At 69.7% G+C, this 20,543-nt stretch carries 20 protein-coding genes; 4 read left to right on the forward strand and 16 right to left on the reverse strand.

From position 1 onward, the window contains the following. Positions 1-13 precede the first annotated feature (13 nt). From DDP54_RS15425 to rpsA, 6 genes are all read right to left on the reverse strand, one after another. The gene (locus DDP54_RS15425; protein ID WP_109132900.1) at positions 14-748 is read right to left on the reverse strand and encodes a peptidase E; all 735 of its coding nucleotides are present in this window, start codon (positions 746-748) and stop codon (positions 14-16) included. A 50-nt stretch (positions 749-798) separates the two neighbouring features. Continuing rightward, entirely contained in the window at positions 799-1,803 is a 1,005-nt protein-coding gene (locus tag DDP54_RS15430; RefSeq protein ID WP_109132901.1) for a TerC family protein, read from the reverse strand. A gap of 9 nt (positions 1,804-1,812) precedes the next feature. Then, positions 1,813-2,835 carry a TerC family protein gene (locus DDP54_RS15435; RefSeq protein WP_109132902.1) on the reverse strand — a complete coding sequence of 341 codons (1,023 nt, stop codon included), beginning with the start codon at positions 2,833-2,835 and terminating at the stop codon, positions 1,813-1,815. 181 nt (positions 2,836-3,016) lie between these two features. Next, positions 3,017-5,113, reverse strand: a complete 2,097-nt coding sequence (gene uvrB / locus DDP54_RS15440) for an excinuclease ABC subunit UvrB (RefSeq protein WP_109132903.1) — start codon at positions 5,111-5,113, stop codon at positions 3,017-3,019. Positions 5,114-5,196: 83 nt separating this feature from the next. Continuing rightward, positions 5,197-5,826: a dephospho-CoA kinase gene (gene coaE / locus DDP54_RS15445; RefSeq protein ID WP_109133135.1), complete on the reverse strand. Its 630-nt coding sequence runs from the start codon at positions 5,824-5,826 to the stop codon at positions 5,197-5,199. 145 nt (positions 5,827-5,971) lie between these two features. Continuing rightward, entirely contained in the window at positions 5,972-7,447 is a 1,476-nt protein-coding gene (gene rpsA / locus DDP54_RS15450) for a 30S ribosomal protein S1 (protein WP_109132904.1), read from the reverse strand. A 239-nt stretch (positions 7,448-7,686) separates the two neighbouring features. Here rpsA and DDP54_RS15455 point away from each other — a divergent pair, with 239 nt between their 5' ends. Then, positions 7,687-8,511, forward strand: a complete 825-nt coding sequence (locus DDP54_RS15455) for a class I SAM-dependent methyltransferase (protein ID WP_109132905.1) — start codon at positions 7,687-7,689, stop codon at positions 8,509-8,511. A 27-nt stretch (positions 8,512-8,538) separates the two neighbouring features. Here the strand turns inward: DDP54_RS15455 and polA are convergent, their stop codons facing one another. Beyond that, the gene (polA, locus tag DDP54_RS15460; protein ID WP_277949610.1) at positions 8,539-11,256 is read right to left on the reverse strand and encodes a DNA polymerase I; all 2,718 of its coding nucleotides are present in this window, start codon (positions 11,254-11,256) and stop codon (positions 8,539-8,541) included. Positions 11,257-11,580: 324 nt separating this feature from the next. Here polA and DDP54_RS15465 point away from each other — a divergent pair, with 324 nt between their 5' ends. Beyond that, positions 11,581-12,603 (forward strand): tyrosine-type recombinase/integrase, encoded by a 1,023-nt coding sequence (locus DDP54_RS15465; RefSeq protein ID WP_158274541.1) that lies wholly within the window; start codon positions 11,581-11,583, stop codon positions 12,601-12,603. A 331-nt stretch (positions 12,604-12,934) separates the two neighbouring features. Then, positions 12,935-13,183, forward strand: a complete 249-nt coding sequence (locus DDP54_RS15470) for a hypothetical protein (protein WP_109132908.1) — start codon at positions 12,935-12,937, stop codon at positions 13,181-13,183. Between the two features lie 72 nt (positions 13,184-13,255). On the opposite strand, the gene DDP54_RS15475 is transcribed toward DDP54_RS15470, so the two are convergent. The 9 genes from DDP54_RS15475 to DDP54_RS18015 form a co-directional block, all read right to left on the reverse strand. Further along, positions 13,256-13,507, reverse strand: coding sequence for a hypothetical protein (locus DDP54_RS15475; protein WP_109132909.1), 252 nt, complete (start codon positions 13,505-13,507; stop codon positions 13,256-13,258). Then, positions 13,504-13,905 carry a peptidoglycan-binding protein gene (locus tag DDP54_RS15480; protein WP_109133136.1) on the reverse strand — a complete coding sequence of 134 codons (402 nt, stop codon included), beginning with the start codon at positions 13,903-13,905 and terminating at the stop codon, positions 13,504-13,506. The genes DDP54_RS15475 and DDP54_RS15480 overlap by 4 nt, the downstream gene beginning before the upstream one ends. Continuing rightward, positions 13,902-15,809: a hypothetical protein gene (locus DDP54_RS15485; protein WP_109132910.1), complete on the reverse strand. Its 1,908-nt coding sequence runs from the start codon at positions 15,807-15,809 to the stop codon at positions 13,902-13,904. Before DDP54_RS15485 ends, DDP54_RS15480 begins: the two co-directional genes overlap by 4 nt. 15 nt (positions 15,810-15,824) lie before the next feature. Further along, the gene (locus DDP54_RS15490; RefSeq protein ID WP_109132911.1) at positions 15,825-16,958 is read right to left on the reverse strand and encodes a hypothetical protein; all 1,134 of its coding nucleotides are present in this window, start codon (positions 16,956-16,958) and stop codon (positions 15,825-15,827) included. 3 nt (positions 16,959-16,961) lie between these two features. Beyond that, positions 16,962-17,861: a hypothetical protein gene (locus DDP54_RS15495; protein WP_109132912.1), complete on the reverse strand. Its 900-nt coding sequence runs from the start codon at positions 17,859-17,861 to the stop codon at positions 16,962-16,964. After that, positions 17,861-18,106 (reverse strand): hypothetical protein, encoded by a 246-nt coding sequence (locus DDP54_RS15500; RefSeq protein WP_109132913.1) that lies wholly within the window; start codon positions 18,104-18,106, stop codon positions 17,861-17,863. The genes DDP54_RS15495 and DDP54_RS15500 overlap by 1 nt, the downstream gene beginning before the upstream one ends. Next, a complete protein-coding gene (locus DDP54_RS18235) occupies positions 18,106-19,023 on the reverse strand; it encodes a peptidoglycan-binding domain-containing protein (protein ID WP_158274542.1) in 918 nt (305 codons plus the stop codon). Before DDP54_RS18235 ends, DDP54_RS15500 begins: the two co-directional genes overlap by 1 nt. A gap of 67 nt (positions 19,024-19,090) precedes the next feature. Continuing rightward, complete coding sequence (locus DDP54_RS15515) at positions 19,091-19,420, reverse strand: DUF2746 domain-containing protein (protein ID WP_109132916.1); 330 nt, start codon at positions 19,418-19,420, stop codon at positions 19,091-19,093. After that, the gene (locus tag DDP54_RS18015; RefSeq protein ID WP_146192448.1) at positions 19,417-19,842 is read right to left on the reverse strand and encodes a hypothetical protein; all 426 of its coding nucleotides are present in this window, start codon (positions 19,840-19,842) and stop codon (positions 19,417-19,419) included. The genes DDP54_RS15515 and DDP54_RS18015 overlap by 4 nt, the downstream gene beginning before the upstream one ends. On the opposite strand from DDP54_RS18015, the gene DDP54_RS18020 reads away from it, so the two are divergent. After that, a complete protein-coding gene (locus DDP54_RS18020) occupies positions 19,820-20,437 on the forward strand; it encodes a hypothetical protein (RefSeq protein ID WP_146192449.1) in 618 nt (205 codons plus the stop codon). The genes DDP54_RS18015 and DDP54_RS18020 overlap by 23 nt on opposite strands. Positions 20,438-20,543: the final 106 nt, after the last annotated feature.

Raw genomic sequence — 20,543 nt, forward strand, 5'->3', positions numbered from 1 at the left:
GGCGCCCCACCGGTCAGCGCGACCCCGGGAGGGCAACCGGCTCGATGCGCTCCTCGACCGCGGTGCCGTCGACTGCCCGGATGATGTAGGCGCCCTTGCCCGCGCGCTCGGAGACGGCTCCGACGAGCTCCGTCCCGCGGTACACCAGCCCGACACCGTCGTCCGTGCAGTGCGTCGTCGGCAGGGAGCCGTCGGCGACGAGCCGGTGCACGAGCGGACGCCGCCCCGCCTCGGAGTCGTAGTGCACGCCGTTGCCGAACGGCAGCAGGCCGAGGCCGTTCGTCACGGCGCGCAGGTCGGGGCCGAACGAGTCGGTCGTGCCTCCGACGTACCAGCAGATCGAGCCGGCGCTGACACCGGCGAGGACGACGCCTGCCTCCCAGACGCGCCGGAAGATCTGGTCGAGGCCGTGCACGCGCCACACCGCCAGGAGGTTCGCGACGGAGCCTCCCCCGACCCAGACGACGTCCTGGTCGAGCAGGAACCCCTCAATGTCCTCGACGTTCGGCATCGTGAAGAGCCGCAGGTGCGCGAGGTCGAAGCCAGCGAGCCGAGCGGCCTCGTCGGCCTCGCCGCGGAAGCCCGCCTGGTCACCGCCGGCCGTGCCGAGATGACAGACCCGGGGTCGACCGGTGACCCCCGAGAGATCGACGGCATGGCGGACGAGGGGTCCGAACTCGAGGGATGTGCGCACCCCCGCGACATGCCCTCCGGAGGTTGCCAGGATCGTGGGCGCTGTGGTCGTCACGCGCCGAGGCTAGCGCAGGGTCGCCGCCACGCCCCGCCACGCGAGCTGCGTCAGACGCTCGGCACGACGCCCTTGGCCTCACGACGGGCATCGCGCCGTGACGCCGCCAGGCTCGCGAGCGTGGTGACTCCGAGGATCCCGACGATCGCGCTCAACGACAACCAGATCGGCACCTCAGGCGCCCACCCGACCGGCTGGCCACCGTTGATGAACGGCACCTCGTTCTCATGCATCGCATGCAGGACGAGCTTCACCCCGATGAAACCGAGCAGCACGCCGAGCCCGATGTTCAGGTACACCAGGCGGGTCAGCAGGCCCCCGATCAGGAAGTACAGCTGGCGCAGCCCCATGAGCGCGAACAGGTTGGCCATGAGGACGAGGTACGGCTCACGGGTCAACCCGAAGATCGCGGGGATCGAGTCGAACGCGAACAGCAGGTCGGTCGCACCGAGTGCCACCAGCACGATGAGCATGGGGGTCACGAGCCGGCGTCCACCCTCGACGAGGGTCAGCCGCACGCCCCGGTAGTCGTCGGTCGCCGGGAGTCGCTTCTGGACGATGCGCAGCAGCAGCGGCGGCGTGTAGTCCTCCTCGTCGGCCTCGCCCTCGCGCGCCACCTTGACGGCGGTCCACACGAGGAACAGGCCGAAGAGGTAGAACACCCAGCCAAAGTTGGCGATGACGGCGGCGCCCAGGCCGATGAAGATCCCTCGGAACACGAGCGCCAGGATGATGCCCACGAGCAGTGCCGTCTGCTGGTAGGCCCGCGGCACGGCGAACTTGGTCATGATCAGCAAGAAGATGAACAGGTTGTCGACCGAGAGCGAGTACTCGGTGAGCCAGCCCGCGTAGAACTCCCCCGCGTACTGCGCTCCCGACACGCCCCAGACACCCAGGCCGAACAGCACCGCGAGCCCGATGTAGAGCGCCAGGTGGCGCAGGGACTCACCGGTGCTGGGCACGTGCGGGCGGCGCCCCACGACGGCGACGTCCACGACGAGCAGGGCGCCGGAGAGGCCGAGGGAGACGATCCACACGAGAAGGGAGACGTGCACGAGGACCTTTCAGCTCACCGGGGTTGAGTCCGCGGAGGCGACGCGCGCGGCGTCGCCCCGGGTCTTGAGGAGACTTGCCACCGTCGCCACCACAAGGGTTCCGACGATGACCGCCAGGGACAGCCAGATCGGGATCTCCGGGGCCCAGGCTACGTGACTGCCGCCGTTGACGAACGGCAGCTCGTTGGTGTGCAGCGCCTCGAGCACCAGCTTGACCCCGATGAAGCCGAGGATCACGGCCAGGCCCTGGGACAGGTAGACGAGGCGCGTCAGCAGCCCGCCGAGCAGGAAGTACAGCTGGCGCAGGCCGAGCAGGGCGAACGCATTCGTCGTGAAGACGATGTACGGCTCCTTCGTGAGCCCGTAGATCGCCGGGATGGAGTCGAGTGCGAACAGGAGGTCCGTACTGCCGATCGCGACCATGACGAGGAGCATCGGCGTGAGGTAGCGGGTGCCGTCGATCCGCGTCGTCATCCGGTCGCCGTGGTACTCGTCGGTCGTCGGGACGACCCTCTTGAGCAGGCGGACCGCCAGCCCGTCGCTCCGCTGCGCGGCCCCGTGATCGTCGCCGGTGTCGTGGTCCTGGCGGGCGAGCTTGATGCCGGTGACGACGAGGAAGCCGCCGAACAGGTAGAACACCCACGAGAACTGCGCGATCACGGCAGCCCCGAGCAGGATGAAGACGGTCCGCAGCACCAGGGCGATCGCCACTCCGACGAGCAGGACCTTCTGCTGGTAGGCGCGCGGCACCGCGAAGCCGGTCATGATGATGAGGAACACGAAGAGGTTGTCGACCGACAGGCTCTTCTCGGTCACGTAGCCCGCGAAGTACTCCGAGCCGTGGTCCCAGCCCCAGGCGATGCCGAGGCCGACGCCGAAGACGAGCGCGAACGCGATGTAGAAGAGCGACCACCGGGCGGACTCACGGAAGGTCGGTTCGTGCGGGGTCCGCACGTGCGCGTAGAAGTCGAACACGATGATCGCGACGACGAGTGCAGCTGTAGCGCCCCACACCCACAGGGGGACAGACATGGTTACCTCCGGTACGGAACTGGGTACCGGAGGTCTCTCCCACTCGGGCGCTCACGCGACCGAGCCGGCGCTACCGGGCCGACCACTGAGTCGACCGTGATGACGAGAGCGCCGTGGCGGGATACTCCCCTCCAACGCGTGCAAGCATACGGCACGGCCCGGCGCGACCCCCGGTCGACTCCTAGGCGGTCGCGGTCTGCATGCCGCGCAGCTCCCGCTTGAGACCCGAGATCTCGTCACGCAGCCGTGCCGCGACCTCGAACTGCAGCTCGGCGGCCGCCGCGTGCATCTGGTCCGTGAGCTCCTGGATGAGTCCAGCGAGGTCGCCTGCCGCCACGCCGGCGAGCCTGCTCCGCTCGGTCGGCTTCGGGCCCGACCCGGGCACGGGTGCCTTGCCTCGACCCGCCTGCCGGTACCCGCCTGCGAGCAGCTCCTGGGTGTCGACGTCCTCGCGAGCGAGCATGTCGGTGATGTCGCCGATCCGCTTGCGCAGCGGCGTCGGGTCGATGCCGTTCGCGGTGTTGTAGGCAACCTGCTTCTCGCGACGACGGTTCGTCTCGTCGATCGCCTGGGCCATGGCCGGGGTGATCTGGTCGGCGTACATGTGCACCTGGCCCGACACGTTGCGCGCCGCACGGCCGATGGTCTGGATCAGCGACGTCGCCGAGCGCAGGAAGCCCTGCTTGTCGGCGTCGAGGATGGCCACGAGCGAGACCTCGGGCAGGTCGAGCCCCTCACGCAGCAGGTTGATCCCGACCAGCACGTCGTACTCGCCCAGCCGCAGCTCGCGCAGCAGCTCGACCCGGCGCAGCGTGTCGACCTCGGAGTGCAGGTACCGGACGCGCACGCCCTTCTCGAGCAGGTAGTCGGTGAGGTCCTCCGACATCTTCTTGGTCAGCGTCGTGACGAGCACCCGCTCGTTCTTCGCGACCCGGAGGTGGATCTCCTCGAGGAGGTCGTCGATCTGGCCCTTCGTGGGCTTGACCACGACCTCGGGGTCGATGAGACCCGTGGGCCGGATGATCTGCTCGACGAAGCCGTCAGACATCGACAGCTCGTAGCTCCCGGGCGTCGCGGAGAGGTAGACGGTCTGGCCGATGCGCTCCACGAACTCGTCCCACCGCAGCGGCCGGTTGTCCATCGCGCTCGGCAGGCGGAACCCGTGGTCCACGAGGTTGCGCTTGCGTGACATGTCGCCCTCGTACATCGCGCCGATCTGGGGCACCGTCACGTGCGACTCGTCGATGACGAGAAGGAAGTCCTCGGGGAAGTAGTCGAGCAGGGTGTTGGGTGCCGTGCCCGGGTCGCGGCCGTCGATGTGTCGCGAGTAGTTCTCGATGCCGGAGCACGAGCCGATCTGGCGCATCATCTCGATGTCGTACGTCGTGCGCATGCGCAGGCGCTGAGCCTCGAGCAGCTTGCCCTGCCGCTCGAACTCCTCGAGCCGGCCCGCGAGCTCGGTCTCGATCGAGCCGATCGCCCGCTCCATCCGCTCGGGCCCGGCGACGTAGTGAGTCGCCGGGAAGACGTGGATCTCCTTCTCGGTGCGGATCACGTCACCGGTGAGCGGGTGCAGCGTCTGGATCGACTCGATCTCGTCGCCGAAGAACTCGAAGCGGATCGCGAGCTCCTCGTAGACCGGGATGATCTCGACGGTGTCGCCGCGCACCCGGAACGTCCCGCGCGTGAACGCCATATCGTTGCGCGTGTACTGCATCCCGACGAACTTCCGCAGGAGCTGGTCCCGCTCGACCTGGTCGCCGACGGCCAGGTGCACCATCCGGTCGACGTACTCCTGCGGGGTGCCCAGGCCGTAGATGCACGACACGGAGGCGACGACGATGACGTCGCGGCGGGTCAGCAGCGAGGACGTCGCGGAGTGGCGCAGCCGCTCGACCTCGTCGTTGATCGACGAGTCCTTCTCGATGTAGGTGTCCGTCTGCGCGATGTACGCCTCGGGCTGGTAGTAGTCGTAGTACGAGACGAAGTACTCGACCGCGTTGTTCGGCAGCAGCTCGCGGAACTCCGTCGCCAGCTGCGCTGCGAGCGTCTTGTTCGGTGCCATCACCAGGGTCGGGCGCTGCAGCTTCTCGATGAGCCACGCCGTGGTGGCGGACTTGCCCGTCCCGGTCGCGCCCAGCAGCGTGACGTCCTTCTCGCCGGCGCGGATCCGTGCGGTCAGGTCGGCGATCGCCGTCGGCTGGTCGCCCGAGGGTGTGTAGTCCGACACGACCTCGAACGGGGCCATGGTCCGCTGCAGATCAGTGACAGGACGCATGGCTCAACCGTACGTCGCACGTCTGACACGGACGCCCTGCAGGTGACCGCGGGACGCCGAGCGGCCCGTCGACGGCAGGTCGCTCACGGACGCTCCGCAGCGGCCTCCGCGGCACGCTCGGCCGCCAGCCGGGCCCACAGGTCGTCGATCTGGGAGCGCAGGTTGGCGTCACTGCCCGTGCCGTCGAGCACGACGTCCGCGACCTCGAGGCGCTCGGCGTCCGACGCCTGCGCCGAGACCCGGGCCTCGGCCTCGTCGCGAGACATCTCCCGTGTCCCGACGAGGCGCTCGACGCGCAGGACCGCAGGAGCGTCCACCACCACGACCAGGTGGAACGTGCCCGTCTGCCCGGACTCGACAAGCAGCGGGATGTCATGCACCACGACGGCATCCGGGTCGAGCGTCGCAGCGGCGGCCTCCAGCTCGGCCGCGAGCCGCCGGACGATCGGATGCACGATCGCGTTGAGTCGATCGAGCGCTGCGCGGTCCCCGAAGACGATGCTCGCGAGCCCCGGCCGGTCGAGCTCGCCGTCGCTCGTCAGGATGGACGGCCCGAACTCGGCGACCACGTCCTCGAGGCCCTGGGAGCCTGGCGCGAGTGCTCGGCGCGCCAGCTGGTCGGCGTCGATCACCACCGCACCCAGCTCCGTGAGCCGCTGCGCCGCCACCGACTTGCCTGCTGCGATCCCGCCGGTCAGTCCGATCCGCTGCATGAACCTCATCCTGCCCGATCCCGCCGAGAGCCGCCCCCGGCCGCTCCTCCCCTGGATCGCAGCCGGCCCGGACGCACCGCGGGCCGGCCACCCGAAGGTGACCGGCCCGCCTGCGACCGTCAGGGCAGCACGTGCCCCGGCTGAGTCAGTTGCCCGTGAGCTTCTCGCGCAGAGCCGCCAGCGCCTCGTCCGACGCAAGGGTTCCGGTGGCCTCCTCGACCGGGGCCGAGGAGTACGAGGACGCGGTCGCGACAGCGCCGCCGCCGTCGCCGCTCGCTGCCTCGGCGTCCGCCTTGGCGGCCTCCGCGACCTGCTTGCGGTGGGCTTCCCAGCGCTCGTGGGCCTTGGCGTACTGCGCCTCCCACACCTCGCGCTGAGCCTCGTAGCCCTCGAGCCACTCGTTCGTGGCCGGGTCGAAGCCCTCGGGGTACTTGTAGTTCCCGGCCTCGTCGTACTCCGCCGCCATGCCGTACAGCGCGGGGTCGAAGTCGTCGCTCGTCGGGTCGAAGCCCTCGTTCGCCTGCTTGAGCGACAGCGAGATCCGGCGACGCTCCAGGTCGATGTCGATGACCTTGACGAAGACGTCGTCGCCGACCTGGACGACCTGCTCCGGGATCTCGACGTGGCGCACGGCCAGCTCCGAGATGTGCACGAGGCCCTCGATGCCGTCCTCGACGCGCACGAACGCGCCGAAGGGGACGAGCTTCGTGACCTTGCCGGGGACGACCTGGCCGATGGCGTGCGTCCGGGCGAAGGCCTGCCACGGGTCTTCCTGCGTCGCCTTGAGCGACAGGGAGACACGCTCGCGGTCGAAGTCGACGTCGAGAACCTCGACGGTGACCTCCTGACCGACCTCGACGACCTCGGAGGGGTGGTCGATGTGCTTCCAGGACAGCTCGGAGACGTGCACGAGCCCGTCGACGCCGCCGAGGTCCACGAACGCACCGAAGTTGACGATCGAGGAGACGACGCCCGGACGGACCTGGCCCTTCTGCAGCGTCTGCAGGAAGGTCGAGCGCACCTCGGACTGCGTCTGCTCGAGCCAGGCACGGCGCGACAGGACGACGTTGTTGCGGTTCTTGTCGAGCTCGATGATCTTGGCCTCGATCTCCTTGCCGACGTACGGCTGGAGGTCGCGCACCCGACGCATCTCGACCAGCGACGCGGGCAGGAAGCCGCGCAGGCCGATGTCGAGGATGAGGCCGCCCTTGACGACCTCGATGACGGTGCCGGTGACGACGCCGTCCTCTTCCTTGATCTTCTCGATCGTGCCCCAGGCGCGCTCGTACTGTGCGCGCTTCTTGGACAGGATCAGCCGACCCTCCTTGTCCTCCTTCTGGAGGACGAGCGCCTCGACCTCGTCACCGACCTTGACGACCTCGCCGGGGTCCACGTCGTGCTTGATGGACAGCTCGCGGGAGGGGATGACGCCTTCGGTCTTGTAACCGATGTCGAGGAGGACCTCATCGCGGTCGACCTTGACGATGGTGCCGGAGACGATGTCGCCATCATTGAAGTACTTGATGGTGGCGTCGATCGCAGCAAGGAAGTCCTCGGCCGTGCCGATGTCGTTGATGGCGACCTGCGGCGTGGCGGACTTCGCTGGGGTGGAAATGCTCATGTAGGGGTGGGCTCCGTTGCGGACAGGATCTAGTGCGGACAGGGATCATGCTGGATTGACGGTGCCGACCACCGCGGACGCAGCCGCTGGCGGGGTCGGGATCGACCCCACGAGCAGAGCGCTTCTCAGTCGCGCGGCACCGCCGTCCACCCTATCTTCCGTGCGTAGGAAGGGTCAAAGCACGTACGGTCCACGCACACGTCCACGCACCACGTCACGCACCTCCGAGGAGCGGCCGCATGAGCGAGCCCACGCACGGCCAGCCCGTCGACCCGCTGGCCGACGCCGGCTACCGCGAGGTCCCGGCGGCCGAGGGCGGCCGTGTCGGCCGGTCCTGGTGGGACGCCAACGCCCGCGAGTACCTCGACGAGCACGGCGACTTCCTCGGCCCCGCGGACTTCTGCTGGTGCCCGGAGGGACTGCGAGAGACGGACGCCCACCTGCTCGGCGAGCTCGACGGCGCACGCGTGCTCGAGATCGGTGCAGGCGCCGCCCAGTGCTCGCGCTGGCTCGCGCGGCGCGGCGTGCAGGTCGTCGCGACCGACGTGTCAGGCGGGATGCTGGCCGCCGGCGCGCGCTATGACACCCAGGTCGGGGCGCACACACCGCTCGTCCACGCCGACGCGCGTGCCCTGCCGTTCGCCGACGCGTCGTTCGACGTCGCGTTCACGGCGTTCGGCGCCATCCCGTTCGTGCCCGACGCCGACCGCGTGCACGGTGAGGTCGCCCGCGTGCTCCGGCCCGGTGGGCGCTGGGTCTTCGCCGTCACCCACCCTGTGCGCTGGGCGTTCCCCGACGACCCCGGGGAGGGCGGCCTGACCGCGACCCGCTCGTACTTCGACCGTCGGCCCTACGTGGAGATCGGCGCGTCCGGCCGGGTGCTGTACGCCGAGTACCACCGCACGCTCGGCGACCACATCGCCGAGCTGGCGGCGGCGGGCTTCGTCCTCGACCGCCTGGTCGAGCCCGAGTGGCCCAGCGACAACGACCGCACCTGGGGTGGCTGGGGGCCGGTGCGAGGTGCCCGGCTGCCCGGGACGGCCATCTTCGTCACGCACCGCTGACGACCGCCGACGGGGCGCGACGAGCCGTCAGTGCCCGGCGTCGTGCCAGTTCGCGCCGGAGCCGACCGAGACGTCGAGCGGCACGGACAGGTCGGCGGCCGAGCCCATCTGCTCGCGCAGGACCGCCTCGACCTCGTCCCGCTCCCCCGGCGCGACCTCGACGACGAGCTCGTCGTGGACCTGCAGCAGCATGCGGGAGGCCAGACCGCGCGTCGTGAGCTCGCGCTCGACCCCCAGCATCGCGACCTTGATGAGGTCCGCCGCGCTGCCCTGGATGGGCGCGTTGAGCGCCATCCGCTCGGCCATCTCGCGGCGCTGACGGTTGTCGCTCGTGAGGTCCGGCAGGTAGCGCCGACGTCCGAGGATCGTCGCGGTGTACCCCGTCGCCCGGGCCTCGTCGACGACCCCGGTGAGGTACGTGCGCACGCCGCCGAACCGTGAGAAGTAGTCGTCCATGAGCGCGGCCGCCTCGCCGACCTCGATCTTCAGCTGCTTCGACAGGCCGAACGACGACAGCCCGTAGGCCAGCCCGTAGCTCATCGCCTTGATCTTCGACCGCATCGCCGGCGTGACCTCGGTCGTCGGGACCGAGAAGACCCGCGACGCGACATAGCTGTGCAGGTCCTCCCCCGACCGGAACGCCTCGATGAGCCCGGCATCCCCCGACAGGTGCGCCATGATGCGCATCTCGATCTGGGAGTAGTCGGCCGTCAGGAGCGTCTCGTAACCCTTCCCGACGATGAACGCTCGCCGGATCTGGCGGCCCGCCTCGGTCCGGATGGGGATGTTCTGCAGGTTCGGGTCCGTGGACGACAGCCGGCCGGTCGCCGCGATGGTCTGCTGGAAGGTCGTGTGGATGCGCGCGTCGTCGGCGACCGAGCGCAGCAGGCCCTCGACCGTCTGCCGCAGCCGGATGGCGTCCCGGTGCGCGAGGAGGTGCGCAAGGAACGGGTGCTCGGTGCGCTCGTACAGCTCGGCCAGCGAGGCGGCGTCGGTCGTGTAGCCGGTCTTGATCTTCTTCGTCTTCGGCATGCCGAGCTGGTCGAAGAGCACCTCTTGGAGCTGCTTGGGAGAGCCGAGGTTCACGTCCCGGCCGATGACGTCGTAGGCGTCGAGCGCCGCGGTCTGCACCTGCGCGTCGAACGACGACTCGAGCTCGGTGAGGTAGTCGACGTCTGCGGCGATCCCGCGCTGCTCCATGCGTGCCAGCACGTCCTCGAGGGGCAGCTCGAGGTCGCCGAGCAGTCGGTCCGCGCCGCGGTCCGCGAGCTCGCCCGCCAGGACCTCGGTCAGCTCGATGACGCCGGCCGCGCGACCCGCCGCGCGCTGCGCCTCGTCCGAGCCGTCGAGCTCCAGGTCGAACGCCCCCTGCGTGCCCGCCTCCTCGGTGCCCGCGGCGGAGCCGAGCTCACGGTGCAGGTAGCGGGTGACGAGGTTCGGCAGGTCGTAGGCGCGCTGGTCCGGGTGGCACAGGTACGCCGCGAGCTCGGTGTCGAAGACCACCCCCGCGAGGGAGAGGCCGCGCCCGGCGAGCGCGTGCCACGCACCCTTGGCTGCGTGCACCGACTTCGGGGCGGCCGGGTCGGCGAGCCAGGCCGCGAGCGCCAGCTCGTTGTCCGGGCCGATCGAGGTGAGGTCGAGCGCGACGGCAACACCCGCGTCGTCCGCGATCGCGATCGCCCAGGCTTCGCCGCAGGCCGGACGGACGCTGCCCCGCACGTCGAGGCCGAGCGTGCGACCGGCCCGGGCGGTCAACCACGGGCCCAGGTCGTCCGCGCCGAGCTGCTCGAGCCGCACGTCGGTCCCCTCGACGAGCGGCGCGGTCTCGTCGGGGAACGCCGCGAAGAGCCGCTCGCGCAGGGTCGTGAACTGCAGCGAGTCGAAGACGCGGTGCATGGCCTCCCGGTCCCAGGGCTGCAGCGCGAGGTCGGCCGGACCGAGCGGCAGCTCCAGGTCGGTCAGGAGGTGGTTGATCCGCCGGTTGAGGATGACCTGGTCGAGGTGGGCTCGCAGCGACTCCCCGGCCTTGCCGGGGATCTGGTCGACGGCCGCGACGATCCCGGCGAGCCCGCCGTAGGTCGCGATCCACTTGGCCGCGGTCTTGGGCCCGACCCCGGGCACGCCCGGCAGGTTGTCGCTCGTCTCCCCGACGAGCGCGGCGATGTCCGGGTACTGCCAGGGTTCGACGCTGTACTTCGCTCGGACGGCCTCGGGAGTCATCCGGGTGAGCTCCGAGACCCCCCGGACCGGGTACAGGACCGTGACCGACTCGTTGACGAGCTGGAGCGTGTCCCGGTCGCCCGAGCAGACGAGCACCTCCATGCCGCGGGCGTGCGCCTGGGTCGTCAGGGTCGCGAGGATGTCGTCGGCCTCGTAGTTCTCCTTCTCGAGGACCGGCACCCGCATCGTGGCGAGGATCTCCTTGATGAGCGGCACCTGCCCGCGGAACGGCAGCGGCGACTCGTCGCGGGTCGCCTTGTACGCGGGGAACTGCTCGGTGCGGAACGTCGTCCGCCCGACGTCGAAGGCGACCGCGAGGTGGGTCGGCGCCTCGTCGGCGAGGATCTTCGCGAGCATCGACGTGAAGCCGTACACCGCGTTGGTGGGCTGACCGGTCGAGGTCGAGAAGTTCTCCACGGGCAGGGCGAAGAACGCCCGGTACGCCATCGAGTGGCCGTCGATGATCAGCAGCCGACCACCGGCCCCACGCGGTGCGCCGGCGGTGGAGGGGGTGTCGGTTGGCAGTTCGTCGCTCACGGGTGCCAACCTACTGGCCTTGGCTGGCGTGGTGCGGCGCACCGCTGTAACACGCGCTGATCCACGCCGGGTGGCGCGGTAGGTCGTCACGGAGAATCTTGGAGCGTCCGGCAGGTGGTTGCGCTGCGGACCGACACACAGCGAAGGCGGCAAAGTGAAGGTCGCACAGCACGGGGGCCTGCGTCGCTGCAGGTCAGCCCCCGAACCGGACTACTGGGCTTGGCTGTCCCGAAGCGTTGCGCCGCTACAACACCAGGAGTACCGTGACGCATGACAACATAGGTACGAACGGAGGGCAGCACGATGGCGAACATGCTGAGTGACGTGATCGACGAGTACCTGGTGGCCCGGCGGAGCGCCGGCTACCGGCCCAACACGGTCCGCAACGACGACTTCAACCTGCACCAGCTGCTCGAGGTGGTGGGCAACATCCAGGTGAAGAACGTCACGTACCGGCACATCGACTCGTTCATGTCGGAGGGCGCCGGGCGGGGCCTGTCCGCATCAACACTGAACCTGCGGCTGGCCGCGGTGTCCGGCTTCTTCCGGTTCTGCGTGCAGCGCCGGTACGTGGCGGCGGCCAACGACCCGACCGCCAACCGCCGCCCGTACAAGTCCGCGAAGCGCACCCGGATGCGGGTGCCGGTGGTCGACTTCGCCCGCCTCCTGGACGCCGCCCCGGACCCGCGGGACCGCATCGTGGTGGCTTTGGGCCTGTACCTGCTGCTGCGCGAGTCGGAGATCCGGCTGCTGCGCATCCGGGACGTCAACCTGGCGGCGGGCAGCATGGACGTGCTGGTGGTCAAGTCGGCCAAGGCGGACACCATGCCGATCTGCACCGAGCTGGACACGGAGCTGCGCCGGTGGATGACGTACTACGCGGAGCACACGCCTCGCAGCCTGCGGCCCAACGACGCCCTGGTGCCCGCCTGGGAGAGGTCGAAGATCCAGCGGCAGCCGGACGGCCTGTACCGGGTGGCGCCCTCGGTCAGGTTCATGCCGGACCGGCCGTACTCAACGCCGCACCGCTCCGTACAGGCCGCCCTGGTGGGGGCCGGGTTCGTCACCCACGACGCTGACGGCAAGTCGTTGCGTGAAGGCGTACACACCCTGCGCCGATCAGCGGCGCGCGCTAGGTTTGACGCGCTGTCGGAGATGGGTGTGGACCGAGCGCTACGGCACGTGCAGGCGATGCTGCACCACTCGCAGATCTCCACCACCGAGCTGTACATCGGTTTGGACGCTGACAGGACCGCCCGCGACACTATGCTGCGCGGGGAGGTCATGTTCCCGGCCGCGGTGAAGGCGGCCGCAATACGAAAGGTCGCTGGCTGAAATGGGTGTTCGTCGACTAACCGTCACAGTTTGTGATAGTTGCGGAAAAGACCGACCGGTCACCCAGTGGCGAATAACGCACGCCGGAGTGTCCCGGAGCCTGGACCTGTGCAACGAGTGCGCCACGCCAGTGGCCCGGCTGCACCAGGCCGGCGAGCACCACGACATGTTCACGCCGGTGCCCGACGACCAGATCGCGGAGGCTCGTCGCAGACGCGCCGCGTTGGAACAGTAGGCCCACTTGTAGCGGCACGACGCTGCAACTCGCTCACCGGGCAACGTCGCAAGCCGTGGAGGGTCATCCGAGGGTGAGCGTCGGGGAGGTAGGGGCGTGGAGGAGCAACAGAGCCGTTCCGACCGGTTCGCGCGGTGGTGGAGAGGCGACGGGGCCCGCGTCACGGTGCTGTCGCTGTTCGCCGGCTGGGTAGTAAACGCGACAATGGCCGGGCCTAACCAATTCGATTTCGTCGCATTTGTCCTGGGCGCGCTCGCCCTGCACGGACTGGCCGCCCTCACCATGCCGCTGGTGGAGCGCCGGCGGCGGCGCCTCCTGCAGCGCACCGACTACCGGCTCCGGTAAAGGGCGCGCAAGAAAAGCCCCCCACTCCCGGCGGAATCCCGCTAGGAATGAGGGGCTTTCTTGTGTGAGATGTCAGGCTTCGTGCTTGCCCGAGTCCGACCCGATGGCCGCCGAGTCGGCATCACCGACCCGCCTCGCCGCCAGCACCTTGATGGCGGTGAACAGGGCCATGCCGGCGGGCACAGCCACGCCAGTCAGGAACGCCTGCAGACCGGACACCGTGGTGAACGCCGCAGCGCCCCACCCGGCCAAAGCGCCCGTGCAGGCACCCTCCGCCGTCGACCATGCGATCCGCTCGAGCGCGTCACGCCAGAACTTGCTCATGTTCCCTCCGCCTTGTCACCCAGCTTGCGTGCGGTCAGCTCGTCCACCACGCCGGTCACGGGCAGACCGCTGTTGCCCTGGAACCGCTTCACTGCGTCGCGCACGTCGTCCGGCGACGTCACCCCCAGCAGGTCCGCTACAACACCAGGGCCTTGATCGGTGCCGTACCAGTCAGGGATCCGGCCGTACCCGGCCTCCTCCCCCAACGCCGCGGCGGTGTCCTCGTCCACCTGTCCGGTAGCGGACCGTCCACGCGTAGCCTGGAAGCCGCGCACCACAGCCGCCAGGCCCGACGTGAACACGCCGTCCGGGACGGCGCCCAGCTTCCGCTGCACCACCGCCACATCCGGGCCGACGTCGCCCGCCGCCAGCGGGCGCGTGAACCAGTGCGGGGTCACAGCTTGCGCACCGTCACCAGCCCCACCCCGCCGAACCCGGACTGGCTGCGGTCAGGTGGTGCCGCCGACGAGAAGGTGGTCGACTCGATGATCCCCACGAACGCATCCCCCGACGCCAGGTGGCGCACCGACACGGGTGTGGCCGAGTCCTCCAACGCCTCGAGCGCCAGCATCCGCGCCAACGCCCCGCCCTCCACGCCGTACCTCTGCCCGGCGCGGCCCACCTCGAAGTCGAACAGGGACACCGGGAACTGGACCAGACGCATCCTGGTGGCCGCCGGGACCGCCTTCACGGCGAACCCGGTCACGTGCGGCGACAGGGACGGCTGGCCGACCGGCAGCTTCGCGGTCAGCGTGATCCTGAACGCGAGGTGCTGGTTCGTCGGCCGCCCGGGGATCTGGATGCCCACGTCGGACGTGGTGGCGTCCTGCGTGTTGTACGAGTACACCCGGTGCTCCGAGCCGTCGGCGGCGATCGTGGTCAACGTGATCGACCCGTCGTTCACCTCCGAGTTGAGGCGGGCGAATCGGAACGCCTTCATCTCCGCGGTGCGGAACCGGATGTTGCCACCCAGCACCCACCCGCTCGCCACCGGGACGTTCGTCGTCTGCACGTACCAGTAGTCCCCGGCGGACATGACCACCCGGTCCTTGTTGCCGTACAGGCAGATCGACGTCGCGTCGTCGGTGCCGCCCGTGGTCGCATCCCACGCCCACGCGTACCGGCCGGTCGAACCGACCGGCGCCGACAGGTCCACGCGAGCGCACCCCGTGGTGCCGTCCGGCTGGCAGCGGGACGCCAGCGCGTACACGAACCGGTCCCGGAACGCCAAGGACACCACCGGGTTGGTGGTGGTGAACGTCAGCGGGCCGTACTGCACGTCGCCAGCCGCGTTGATCGCGCCCACCCGCAGACCCGACGTGGTGCCCAACACGATGTACGCACCCAGGTAGGTGCGCATCGTGTGCACCTGCTCACCGGGCGGCATCTTCGCCACCTGGCTGGCGCCGGTCAGCTTCGGCTGACCCGTCGTGTCGTTCTCCACCGAGAACCGGAAGATGGCCGACTCGGCTGCGCCGCGACCCGCGGCCAACACCGCGCCAGGGGCCTCGTCCACGTCCGACCACACCCACGCCGCGTCCTGGTGCGTGTACAGCAGCGTGCCGACCGTCTGCAACACGCCGGTCGCCGTCGGAGACACCTCGTACAGGGCAGGACCCGCAGCCACGATCAGCCGCGACTTCACCCACCACGCCCGGCAGGGCACAGCGGATGTCAGCGGGAACGTGGTGACGTTCGTCTCCACGTCGTACCGGTTGACGCCGCCGCTGAACCCCAGCCACGCCTTGCCGACGCTGATGGCCGGCTGGGTGACACCCGAGCCGCCCGTGCCCGCGTACGGGCCGAGCACACCGTCAGCCCGGAAGCCGACGTTGTTGTTGTACGTGTGCAGGTAGCCGTCCACGCCCGCCTTGCGCATGGTCGACATGTAGTTGGGCCCGGTGAACGGCCCGAGCTTCACGCAGGAACGCAGAAGCGCCAGCTGGCCGACCGTCCACACGTCCACACCGCACGAGTCCGCGAACCGGTCCTTCGTGTCCGGCTCCGACCCTGGCTCGTACCACCGGATGCCGGCGCCCATGTGCCAGCTGGACTGCGACCGCAGCCACCAGCTCGAGAGCGACTGTTCGCCAGCCTCGTCGGAGGTGTCGAACTGCTGCTTCTGCACCTGGTCGGTCTCCCGGCGGTACGGGGTGTCCTTGGTGGCGTGCAGCCGGAACCCGAGCTGACCGAACGTCACATCCCAGCCGGCGTCCTCCGGGTAGGCGGACACCGCGATGCCGCCGATGGGGAACGGGAGCCGTTCGGTGACGTCCGGGGTCGCGGACACGTACAGCGTCATGTCAGCCCCCTACCCTCACGCAACCTCAATGCGGCCAGAGACCGCGAGCGTGTCCCCGTTGCCCCAGGCAAACGGGCTCCCACCGCCGATCGACACGGTGAAGCCGGCGTTGTTCGCGATGTAGAACGCGCCGCCGGAGAACCGGGCAACGCCGATGTAGTCGAACCCGTTCGCCACGTGGAACATCCAGACAGGCGCCGTCTGCGCGCGCGCAACCGTGAGCCCGGCCGGCAGGCCGATCGTCAGCGAACCGATCGTGCCTGTCGTGGTCGACCCGAAGGTGAGCGTGACCGAGAAGTCCAACGTCTTGCCGACGAGCTGGTACGCCCCGACGACCGCCCCATTGCCGAGCGTGATGGACCCCAACGCCGGTGTGTACGGGGTCCACGCCCCGCCCGTGCGGGCGATCACCACCCAGCCGGACCCCACGTTGCGCTGCAGCGTGTTGTCGTACAGGCAGTCCGCGTACGTCGGCTTCGTCGCCGTGCCCGCCGGCAGCGCGTCACGCGCCGCCTGGGTCGTCACCGGGAAGATGGGCACCGCCACCGGATCCCAGTTGGCCACGTTGAACGTGCCGTCGCAGATGAAGTAGACCTTCGCCTTCCACAGGGTGCCGTCCGGCCGCACGATCACGTCGCCGGCGTTGTAGGAAGTGGCCCGCAGCGTGTTGCCCGCCAGCTTCGTGTACCCGTACAGGTTGCCGAGGTCGGTGAGCAGGTTGATCACCGACGCCTGGTCGATCTCGTCGATGGTGTTCTGGTCGCCGTGGATCGTCTTGTTCGACAGGGCCTGGATGGCGTTGGTGCCCACCACGTCGGACATGTAGTCCAGGCCGTGCACCTCCGCGCTGCGATCCATGTGCTCCTGCGGTTCCCGCAGATCCCGGGCGGTCACCATGTGCCGGACCGTGGCGCCCACGCTGTGCGACACCCCGGCGGACCCGTCCTGCGCGCGAACCACCGTCAGCGTGGTGCCTGCCACGGCGGTCACCGTGACGATCTCCTCCGACAGGGTGCTGTCGTCCACCACCACGGTGAACGGGCAGGTGAGCGGCCAGCCGGCCACAGTGGACACGATCATGGTGGTGGCCGAGGAGTCCACGGCCGTCGTCAGCGCCGCCAGCTGGGCGATGCTCGAGTAGTAGCGCACCGCTTACCTCCCCGTCCTGTGAACCCTGATCGGGTGCTCCTTCACCAGCACCGACTGCTCCGCCTGCACGCGCGCCCTGAACTCCGAGTACAGGAGCTTGCTGGCGTCGGCACCCGACCCGACCGGCTTCGACTGCGGGTCGGACCGAACCTCAGCGCCCGCCACCTGCAGCCGCCCCACGTCGATGAACGGGGCCAGCCGGTACGCCACACCCAGAGCCAGCACGTCCGCCACCCGTTCGTTCAGGCCGGTGACCGTCGTGAAGTCCTGGGCGAGCGGGTTGGTCGCCGCCAGGTTGAACGTGCCCGGCCGGGCCGCGTACAGCACCCGCACGCCCTGACCCAGCCCGCCGTACCGGAGGCGCAGCGTGCGCCCCGCGTCGTGCGAGTCCGGGTCAAAGTCCCAGTGGTCGGTGGGCACCCACGTGCCCGCCACCTCGTCGGACGCCAGCCACACGGCGATCACACCCACCGCGTCGGTGGGCAACGTGACCGGTCCCGCGTCCAAGGGGACGCTGGTGGTGGCGGTGCGCACCGCGTACAGGTCCGGGTACAGCTCGAACAGGACGCCGTTGATCGCCCCAGCCACCGTCGACTTCGGCCACATCGGGTTAAACGTGACCTCCGCGCCCTGCGCGTGTGCCGTCGCCGTCGAGCCCTTGTAGCCGCGGCCGTACGACGGCAGCGTGATCAGACGGGCGCCCACGTCCACCGCTCGCACCCGAACCAGCTCGAAGTCAACCTCCGCCACGCCGCGGGAGAACCCGTTGGCGTCGTCCACCGACATGGTGGTGGCGTCGATCGGCATCGGGATCCGCAGCTCAGTGGACGTGTCCTCCACGGCGCCCAGCCCGGACAGCTTGAACCGGATGCCACCCACCAGCTGACCCAGCGTCACGGCCATCAGGAACCCCCAGATGCTTGCTCGTAGGCGGCGTGGATGGCACGGTCAGACACGGAGGTCGGGTTGAGCCCGTCCTTCACCGCCTGCCGGAACTCCTGGTTGGTGCGGTCGAACCGCTTCTGGTCGGTGGCGGACGGCTGCTCGCCGCCCAGCCACATGGCGTTCACGCGCTTCGACCGGACGCACTCACCGAACGACTCGTGGTCGCGGGTGCGGCAGCTGGACGTGCAGTGCTCGCCGGCCATCAGAACGACCCCGCGTTCAGGCGGTCCTGCAGGGCCTTGACCGTGATCGGTCCCCAGATCCCGTCCGCCGTCACACCCAGGTGACGCTGCAGCGCCTTGTGCGTGATCGGACCCCAGATGCCGTCCGCGGTGACGCCGATGCGCCGCTGCAGGGCCTTCCGGGTGATCGGGCCGATGATGCCGTCGTCGGTCACACCCAGCGCCCGCTGCAGGGCCTTCGTGGTCAGGTCGCCCCAGATGCCGTCCACCACCAGGCCGGTGGGAGCGGGAGGCGCCGGCGGCTCCGGCGGCGGCGGCGGAGGTGTCACAGGGTTGGACACGACGGTCACCGAACCGGCCGCCAGCTCGAGCAGCCTGCCGATGTTCAGCGAGCCTGGGTCACCGTGCGTGTTGCCGGGCACGTGCTGGTGTCCCAGCACCCCGACGTACGCCTCCCACTGCGCCCGGCTCAGCCGCACACCGTTGGCACCGTATGACTCCGGGTACGGTCGCCAGTCGACGGACGTCACCAGCGGGATGCCGGCGGCGTCGGAGATGACCCGCAGCAGCCCGGCCAGGTAGCCGAGGTCGCCGTCGTCCAGGGTGAGCACCGACGGGAGGACGCCGTTGCGAGGGTCGCACGTGCCGACGATCTCGAGCTGGATGGCACCGCCCGTGTTCGTGTGCGTGCCGTCAGCTGGGGCGACCAGCGCCCACGCGGCCTGCGTCAGCGGGTAGTGCTGCCGCGCCTGACGAGCCCGCGGGTGCACCGTGAAGTGGGGTGCCCGGCGGCCGTTGCCGTACGTGGCAGGCGACGGGAAGCCGGCGCCCTCCGTGGAGTGCAGGACCATGATCGACGGGGCCCGCTTCCACGCGAGCACGTCCGGGTTGAAAAACTGCTGCATGGACAGGCCGTCGTAGGTGAGCCAGTCGAGCATGAGGGTGCGCCTCCGGGCATGGGTGAGACCCCGCCGCCGTTTGGCGCGGGGTGAGGTTGTTGGGGGGTTAGGCGGTGCCCGCCTGGTCGATGTGGTCGGTGAGCCGGTCGTCCAGGTCAGTGACCCGCTGGTTGACGCGCACGCTGTCCTCATGGGCGGCGGTGGCGAACTTGTCGAACCGCCGGGTCAACGCCTGCTGGCCTTTCAGCACCCGGTCCACATTGGCGGCCATCGCGTCGTGGTCTTCACGCAGGTTGGTGGTGTGCGTGTTCTGCACCTGCCACTTCACGTCCGACGTGTCCCGCCGGATCCGACCCAGCGCACGGCCTTGGGCGATCAGTGCGGCGGTGACCGCTGCCAGCGCCCCGATGATGGCGATGATGATGTCGTCGCTCATGCGTCCCCCGCCTCAGCGACCCACGCCCCGTACCCAGCCGCGGTCAGCTCTGCGCCCTCCGCGCGGGTCACCGTGTACGTGCGCCCACCCAGGTAGGCGATGTCCGCGGCCGCCAGCTCCTCGTCGGTGGGGCCCTCCACCTGCCGGTACGTGCCGTTCGTCTTCAACACCGTCACGCCGTGAGGCCGGGCCAGCCGGTCGAACAGGTGATGGACGCCGTGCGAGGTGAGGTCCCGGACGAGGAACATGTCCTGGTGGGGCGGTGGCGTGAACATGAGCCCCCGTTCGATGTGGACGTCCCATCCCGACGTCGCGGTTCCGGTCACCCGCCCACCGGCCGACCATGCGGTCGACTTCGTGGCGGTCAGCAGCACCCGCAGCACCCAGGACGCTGCCCGGGTGGAAGTCAGCGGGACCTTCACGTTCCATGCGACTGGACGAGTGCTCGAGAGCCGAGCACGGATCGACCAGGCCGTCGACACCGTGTCGGTGATCGCCGCCCGTACCGACCAGGCCGCAGCCTTGGTCGACGTCACCGGGACGCTGGACGCCAGCACGTTCCACGCCGCAGCCTTCGACTGCGCGACTTGCGCTCGAGCGGACCAGGCGGACGTCTTGCTCGAGGTGACGGAGATGGCCGACGACAGGATGTTCCAGGCGGCCGCCTTTGACTGCTGCACCCGCGAACGCAGAGACCAGGCCGAAGCCTTCGTCTGCTGCACAACCGTGCGCACCGACCACGCGGCAGACGCCGTGGCGGTCAGTGGCGTGCGAACCGTCCATGCCACATCCTTCGTCTGCGTGACAGCGGCACGCACAGACCAGGACGACGCGGCAGTGTCGGTGATCAGGGAGCGCGTCGACCACGCGGAGGCGACCGTGGATGTGACCGGGGTGGTGCCGGACGCGGCTGGCCGCAACGCCACCTGGTACGCCCACCCGGCTAGGGCGGTGCTCGAGATGGTGAACGCCGACGCGGTACCGGTGGCCCCAGCCACGGCCTGCGTGCCCTTGTAGGCGATGGTGCCGATGCGCCCGGTCGCTTTGGTGGCAAGCGTCCACCCGGTAGGGATGGTGACGGTGCGGGAACCGGACGGTACGGTCAGCCCGCCCGCGACCATGG

This window comes from Cellulomonas sp. WB94 (genome assembly GCF_003115775.1).
In the GTDB taxonomy this organism is placed as follows: domain Bacteria; phylum Actinomycetota; class Actinomycetes; order Actinomycetales; family Cellulomonadaceae; genus Cellulomonas_A.

Bases quoted from the DNA above. Each gene is read 5' to 3' on its own strand.
- DDP54_RS15435 (WP_109132902.1), bottom strand. From the start codon at position 2,835: ATGTCTGTCCCCCTGTGGGTGTGGGGCGCTACAGCTGCACTCGTCGTC.
- rpsA (WP_109132904.1), bottom strand. From the start codon at position 7,447: ATGAGCATTTCCACCCCAGCGAAGTCCGCCACGCCGCAGGTCGCCATC.
- DDP54_RS15465 (WP_158274541.1), top strand. From the start codon at position 11,581: ATGCTGAGTGACGTGATCGACGAGTACCTGGTGGCCCGGCGGAGCGCC.
- DDP54_RS15455 (WP_109132905.1), top strand. From the start codon at position 7,687: ATGAGCGAGCCCACGCACGGCCAGCCCGTCGACCCGCTGGCCGACGCC.
- uvrB (WP_109132903.1), bottom strand. From the start codon at position 5,113: ATGCGTCCTGTCACTGATCTGCAGCGGACCATGGCCCCGTTCGAGGTC.
- DDP54_RS15515 (WP_109132916.1), bottom strand. From the start codon at position 19,420: ATGAGCGACGACATCATCATCGCCATCATCGGGGCGCTGGCAGCGGTC.
- DDP54_RS15495 (WP_109132912.1), bottom strand. From the start codon at position 17,861: ATGGCCGTGACGCTGGGTCAGCTGGTGGGTGGCATCCGGTTCAAGCTG.
- coaE (WP_109133135.1), bottom strand. From the start codon at position 5,826: ATGCAGCGGATCGGACTGACCGGCGGGATCGCAGCAGGCAAGTCGGTG.
- DDP54_RS18235 (WP_158274542.1), bottom strand. From the start codon at position 19,023: ATGCTCGACTGGCTCACCTACGACGGCCTGTCCATGCAGCAGTTTTTC.
- DDP54_RS15485 (WP_109132910.1), bottom strand. From the start codon at position 15,809: ATGACGCTGTACGTGTCCGCGACCCCGGACGTCACCGAACGGCTCCCG.
- DDP54_RS15475 (WP_109132909.1), bottom strand. From the start codon at position 13,507: ATGAGCAAGTTCTGGCGTGACGCGCTCGAGCGGATCGCATGGTCGACG.
- DDP54_RS15500 (WP_109132913.1), bottom strand. From the start codon at position 18,106: ATGGCCGGCGAGCACTGCACGTCCAGCTGCCGCACCCGCGACCACGAG.